This is a genomic window from Endozoicomonas sp. Z74 (assembly GCF_057680865.1).
Genome location: NZ_JBLYZI010000069.1, coordinates 23,622 through 30,098, shown reverse-complemented (window position 1 = coordinate 30,098; position 6,477 = coordinate 23,622). Strand labels below are relative to the sequence as shown.

The window sequence follows — 6,477 nt, the reverse complement described above, 5'->3', positions numbered from 1 at the left end:
AAGAACGCCAATGGAAACTCTGATAGATGGCAAAGAGATCTGGAAGGAAAAATTTGTAGCCTGAATTTGACCTGACAGACACCCTCTGAAAAATCGGTGACTGTCAGATCAGGTCTGAACTACTACACCTTAAATCCGTATATATCTTTTGCCCACTTTGACCTTGAGCCAAGGCCTTATCCGCCTCCACAAACCACTTTGACACTCTATCCGGTGTGTATTTAGCGACTATTCTGGCTTCATGTTTTCTGTCCGGATTATCGACATAGTTTTGTATTCTACGGTTGTACTCCACCTCAGTCGTCAGGCGTGGTAATCGCTTGATTTCCTCAAAACAAATGGTACGTCCTAATCGCTCCGCCATTTCTTTTATTCTTTTTTCCTGAACAGTATCATCCGTCTTTTTCAAGTCACGAGCAACCTGAGACTGATGGCGAGACGCCTGTTTTTTCTCAGTTTCACTGGCCTTTTTTTTCTTCTTGCGGGGTGGCTGATCAACAGCCTCATTATCCGGAAGACGCTCTAAAGGGAGCCCCTCTGCCACAGTAGCCATGGAAACAGAAGGACTTGAATTAAAAGCCATGTAAACAGGCCCTTTTATGGAAACACCCTGTTCAAAAAACATCACGCTGGCTCCAGGCTGCTGACTGGACACTTCCCTTGAGCACTCCTTCAATAATGGCTGTTGAATGACTCCTGAGGCTGGCACATCCTGTAGAGCCGTCAGGAATGCCTTCTCGATAATATTATTGTTACCTTGAAAGCCCGTCGTTGGTTTATGACCCGTACAGACTTCCGATAACACATCTTCATTGAACACTGGTTGGCAGCCAGCAACAGGAGGCATATCAAGAGGATGGCCACTTTCTTTTCCAGAGTCGAATGAAAGGGCACCAGCCTCATAAAAAACATTACTCTGGTCAGAGCCGGGACTGCCTGAACCCTCTACCATCCTACTGCCCAGCCCGGAATCAGGAGCCAGAATAGTAGATGATGAAGCCTCGTCGTCCTTACCGGGTGATACCTGGATGAGAGGGTTACCTGCCAGGAAATCAATATCATCAACCACCCTCTCAGACTGGATTGCATCAACGCTCAATTGAGCGGCATTATTGATACCTTCAATCTCCAACGAGTCAACCAGGTCCATAAAATCATATTCATTGGGAAAGTGCATGGTTTCACCCTCCCCTCTTCCCCCGGTAAAGACCTCGATTACAGAATCGGAGCCATCCCCACTACATGATGGGCCCAGATCAGTAACACCAATTAAGTCGTCATCCAGTGCATCTATTAGAGTAGGGAATTCATAGCTCAATTCAGGAAGCAGGTCTGAACAATCCATAGGGGGAAAATCACTTCCTCCCTCAATAGAGAAATCGAACTCATCAATCATATCAAAAAGATCCTGACAATCCGTGTTATGAGGAATATAAGAAGAATTATCCAGGAGAGCATTATTTATCATTTCACCGTTATCAGAACCCACTATTTCATCGCTATTGATTGTCGTGCCTGAGCTAGAGGGGCCCGGCTCACATAGGGGCAAATCAGATTGCCTTAACCTATTGACCGTTTTAATCAACTCAACATCATATTTTTTTAAAGCAGCTCGACCATAGCTAGAAGAAATTCTGCTTCTTATCAACGTCCTATAGGTTAAAAGACCATCAATAGAAATCCCTCTGTCTGGTAAGCAAACGTCAATAAGCTCACCTGCTTTTTTCGTTAAGCGATCATAATTGTTGTTTTCATGGGGCTCCGCAATGAAACAGGCAAGTTGCTCCAATTGCTTGTTCCGATGAAACAGCTCTCTGCACTCTCCTTTATCCCAGGCCAATTCACTCTTGACATCCGATAATGATACAGGCGGATTTTCATCTTTGACCGGCAAGCCCACCCCACGATTTTTCAGTATATTCTCGTTCTGTTGACGCATTCTTTTTACTCGATCACGATAATTCTGTGCAGAAACTCTGCTTTTTTTCTTTCTTAACTGCATTCGACTTTCTTTTGACAACCTTTTTCTTTTACACCTTTTCTCATTTTCACATAACATTGATGGCATATCTTGAATTGAGAAAAGAGATGTATCCACTCTATAATAAGCAGTGGGTTCTTTTGTATGAGGGAGAATTGATACGTATCTTTTTGGCTCAGCAACAATCTGTAAGGTATTATACCTCCCAACTCCTTCATCCTTATGAAATGACGAGACGGCAAATGGCGTAATCCCTGCGCATCCTTCTCCCAAGCCAGCATCCATACCACTACCTTCTCTTGAACCTTAAAAAATTATTGCAATATACCATTCCCCTCTGGACTTGGATTGAAGGGAAAAAGTGATTCCAAACTCCAGGAGCCGTCTTGATATAAAGAGTCCGGCGATCCGGCCGTTCCACTAAGCTGGTCACACTCTCCGAACCCACTGGAAATACCTGAATCCGGACTGGATAGCCCGCCATCAGAATTGAGGCCTTTCTCCTCCAGGTCAAGACGCAGGGTTTCATCCTCATCCATAGGACCAAGAGCTTTCACCATTTCATCAAATTCAACACTTTCACTCTCATCAAGCAGCCTATCAGCAAATGCTTCATCGATGGAGGAAAGCATCAAAGCGTTTTCAGCGACGGCATCTTCCTGCTCCATCTCTTCTTCAATAGGCAGTATATCCGGAAGTTCATCACCCTCTCCTAACTCCATGTAATAGGAATTAAACTCTTGATCATCCATCTCTTTTTTTACTGGCACGAAATCAGGACATTCAGCAAAAGCACCTACCGCATCAAGAAGAGGTTTCAGGTCTTCATAATCAATACAACCATCGGGTTCAATATTATCGAAATCATCAGCAGGCACTTGCTCACCTTTTAAATATGAATAACTGTGCTCCACAAGAATCTGTTGAGCCAGAGAGCATTTCCTGCTTTGCTCAAGATTGTCCACCGTTGCCTGAGCACAGGCAAAGGAAGTGTTGTTGTTGACCAAAAGGAGAGGCTGCTCAGGAAGGCTTTTCTCAGTAGACCTCTGCTTCGCAGCCACGGCCTTCTCAAGCTTCAGGTTGTAAGCCGTATCCTTTTTTCTGCTTTTACTGGCTGAAAACTTGTTTCTGACTTTTCTCCAGAATTTACAGAGTTCATCTACTGTAATGCTTTCATCTGTTGCTTTTGCTGCCAGTTTTTTTGCAACATCACGCTTCGTCAATCCATTATTTAACGCTCTCGCTGAGTGGTGAGTAATAAAATCAACAAGATCATCAAGATTATCCCGTAACCCCTTGACCACAAAATCAGAAGCATAGGTACTGCCTAAACTTTCCTTGACCCTATCCGGGGTTACAGGCAGATAGTCATTCTCTACCTTTATTTTTGATAGGCCTTCAGCTCCCAGGAGCTGCTCATGCCTGGCCTGCCTTTCTTTTTTTTCTTTCCTGCTCCTTTCAGCAGCACAACGGTTCTTCTTTTTTCTTCGGTTAAGCCACTCCTCATCAGATAGCCCAGATGCCGCTTTGCTGACCCTCTTACTTTTTTTTGCCTCAAAGCCCCCAGCTTTAACACTATTGATAAAACAAGGCGATTCACCGTCCATGGGTGGGGCCGTCACTAAATAACCACTGGTGCTTCTCGTAACCATTGAAGCTGCTGACCTTTCAGTTATTTTCACAGGAGCCGGTTTGCAAGTATGATCGACAGGAAGTGCTGGCGACTGTTTCAAAATTGAAACATACTTTATTCCCTTACCACCTGGGTTTGATTTAGAAACAGTTGCCTGAGGACCTAGCTGTAAAACCCCCAGGTTGCCGGCAATTTCCATACCCCTATTCATAAATGCAATCTTCCTGATAAAAAAACCAGCCTATAACTTAAGTAGTGACCCCATAAGAATCACTAACGATTCAGTCAGCCAGCCTAACTCTGCCTGCCGGAAAACCGGTTCGTATCAGGAGGATCCGGTTCAATATCAGTCCATTATTACTTTTCTGAGGTTTCCGTAAAAAAAGCAGCCATCACTTCCCGGGCTTCATCCGAGGCCAGCCGCTGAGCAAACAGCATCCCCTCTTCACTGATCCTGCCTTCCACATCGTCCCGGCGGGTTTTGGTGATCAGCTTTTTGGTCAGTATCAAAGCCGTCTGGGGCTTTTCTGCCAGCTGCCTGGCTTTTTCCATGGCATGGCCAAATACCTGGTCGTTCGATACCACGTCATTAACGATGCCGTATTCCCGGGCCTTTCTGCTGTCAAAGAAATCCCCCAGCATCAGCAGCTCAGAAGCCCGCTGTCGTCCCATAATATCCGGGAGCATCAAGCTTGAGGCCGCCTCCGGCACCACCGCCAGATTAACAAAGGGCAATCTCATCCGGGTATTTTCACCCGCGTAAACAAGGTCACAATGCAACAGCAAAGTCACACCAATCCCCACCGCAATGCCGCTGGCTGCGGCCACCAGAGGCTTCTCCTGGACAGCCAGCTGACGCAAGAGCTTCATGGCTGCCGCCTCTTCTTCAAGCCCCTGGGAGAGAAAATCACTGAGATCATTGCCCGCCGTGAACATATCTGGCTGACCGCAAAACACCACCACCCGAACACTGTCGTCCTCATCTGCCTCAACCAGAGCCTCATGAATGGTGGCGTACATGGCTGTGGTCAGGGCATTTTTCTTTTCAGGCCGGTTAAATCGAATGATCAGAATATCGTCCTGCTTTTCCAGTAACACCGGGTTCTTATTATCAGACATGGGAGATACCTTATTATTTTCTGCAACACGCTTTTGGTTTTGCTAAAAGCATTTGAATCGACTTTCTCAAACGCACTATTTATGAGTTGCCTGCTACTGTACCCGGAAACCGGGCACAGAACCATGGGCACAACCGTTCATATCCCCAGGAAAAACTACAACTGTTGTTCAATAGGGAGAAGTGATAAAAGAAAAAGGCCTATCCGGGTAAAGATTGAGCTTCCAGGATCTGTAGAGCTCACCGAAACACACTGAGCCGAGCAGTCAAACCACTGCACCCGGTTGTCCTTCAGGCGCAACTCCCAGACCTTGCCCCCATCCAGCTTTCCGACAGCAGCAAAAAAATCCTCTGCCAGGGCCGAAGAATCATAGACTACACCCATTTCGGTATTCAGAAGTGCCGAGCGGGGGTCCAGATTCAGAGAACCAACGAACAGATAACGCCGGTCAATGATGTAGGTTTTGGCATGAAGGCTGGCCCGACTGGAACCGGTGATGGAACGCTGGGTTTCAGCAACGGTTGGCTTGACTTCAATCAGCCGGACACCGCCGGCCAGCAGGTCTTCCCGGTATTTGCTGTAACCGGCATGAACCACTGCAACGTCTGTGGAAGCCAGGCTGTTGGTAATCACCACCACATTAACACCGCGCTTAACCAGATCCGTAAAAAAAACCACTCCCTCCTTGCCTGGAACAAAGTAAGGAGTAAAGAGAATCAACTCCCGGGTAGCGCCGTCAATATAGGGCCTGAGCTGAGGCGTCAAATGAGTGGAGCGGTCTGACAGAGGGGTCAGCACCTTTTCCGGGGCATCGGAATACACCAGGGCATTTCCCCAGTACCAATGAATCCCCCCTGCCGCCATTTTCCGAACCACAGGCGCCTTTTTCAGTCGTTCCACATACACCGTTGCGGCTTCTGAATTTACCGCACGATCCAAACTTTTCTGAAGCCAGGCCTGATCCTCCGGAGTCACTTGCCGGGGAATCACCACCTCCGCCGGATAACTCAATTCAGAGTTCCAGTAGCGGTCAAAGTCCTGGGAAATTTCCGGTACTACCTGACCCAGCTGGACCATATCGAGGTCGGCAAACTCCACCGGACTGTTGCGGTAATACTCATTGCCAATATTGCGACCGCCCAGTATGGCTACCTGGTTATCCACAATAAAACTTTTGTTATGCATTCTCCGGTTAATCCGGTCAAAGTGGGCAACCATCTGCAAAGGCCGCATTATCCCTCTGGAAGCAACGGGGTTAAAAAGTCGCACTTCAAACAGAGGGTGCTGGTTGGCAATGGCCAGGGCCTTATCAATGGAGGTAACGGCGAGGTCATCCAGCAACAGGCGCACTCTGACGCCCCGCCGTGCAGCCTGCAGAAGGTGTCGAAGAAACAGCTGCCCGGCAAGGTCATTGTGGAACAGGTAGTACTGGGCATCAATGCTGTATTCTGCAGAGTCCATCAATGCCAGACGTGCCACCAGAGCGTCCAGACCATCCGCCAGCGGGTAAAACCCGGAGCCCCCAGGATGGCTATCCACTTCAGCCCTGATCCACTGGCCAATGCCACTGTCATTGGTTCTGGTTGTCTCTATGGCGTAAGACGACTGCCGGGGGTAATCAGAAGGAAGGCTGACACACCCCATTAAGAACACAGACAGCAGCCACACCAGCAGCGCTTTCACCCATAACCCCCATAACATACCTTCCCTCCCTATGCCTGAGATCATTAAACGACTACCGGCAT

Annotated in this window: 4 protein-coding genes; all 4 read right to left on the bottom strand. The window is 47.6% G+C overall.

The features are described 5' to 3' along the window. Positions 1-103: 103 nt before the first annotated feature. Positions 104-2,266, bottom strand: a complete 2,163-nt coding sequence (locus ACNRUY_RS17925) for a hypothetical protein (RefSeq protein ID WP_488113020.1) — start codon at positions 2,264-2,266, stop codon at positions 104-106. Between the two features lie 29 nt (positions 2,267-2,295). Further along, complete coding sequence (locus tag ACNRUY_RS17920) at positions 2,296-3,813, bottom strand: hypothetical protein (protein ID WP_488113019.1); 1,518 nt, start codon at positions 3,811-3,813, stop codon at positions 2,296-2,298. A gap of 158 nt (positions 3,814-3,971) precedes the next feature. Further along, positions 3,972-4,733, bottom strand: a complete 762-nt coding sequence (locus ACNRUY_RS17915) for an enoyl-CoA hydratase (RefSeq protein ID WP_488113018.1) — start codon at positions 4,731-4,733, stop codon at positions 3,972-3,974. A 155-nt stretch (positions 4,734-4,888) separates the two neighbouring features. Then, positions 4,889-6,433, bottom strand: a complete 1,545-nt coding sequence (locus ACNRUY_RS17910; RefSeq protein WP_488113017.1) for a phospholipase D family protein — start codon at positions 6,431-6,433, stop codon at positions 4,889-4,891. Positions 6,434-6,477: the final 44 nt, after the last annotated feature.

Excerpts from the sequence above, each read along its gene's own strand:
- ACNRUY_RS17925 (WP_488113020.1), bottom strand. The coding sequence starts at position 2,266 with ATGGATGCTGGCTTGGGAGAAGGATGCGCAGGGATTACGCCATTTGCC.
- ACNRUY_RS17920 (WP_488113019.1), bottom strand. The coding sequence starts at position 3,813 with ATGGAAATTGCCGGCAACCTGGGGGTTTTACAGCTAGGTCCTCAGGCA.
- ACNRUY_RS17915 (WP_488113018.1), bottom strand. The coding sequence starts at position 4,733 with ATGTCTGATAATAAGAACCCGGTGTTACTGGAAAAGCAGGACGATATT.
- ACNRUY_RS17910 (WP_488113017.1), bottom strand. The coding sequence starts at position 6,433 with ATGTTATGGGGGTTATGGGTGAAAGCGCTGCTGGTGTGGCTGCTGTCT.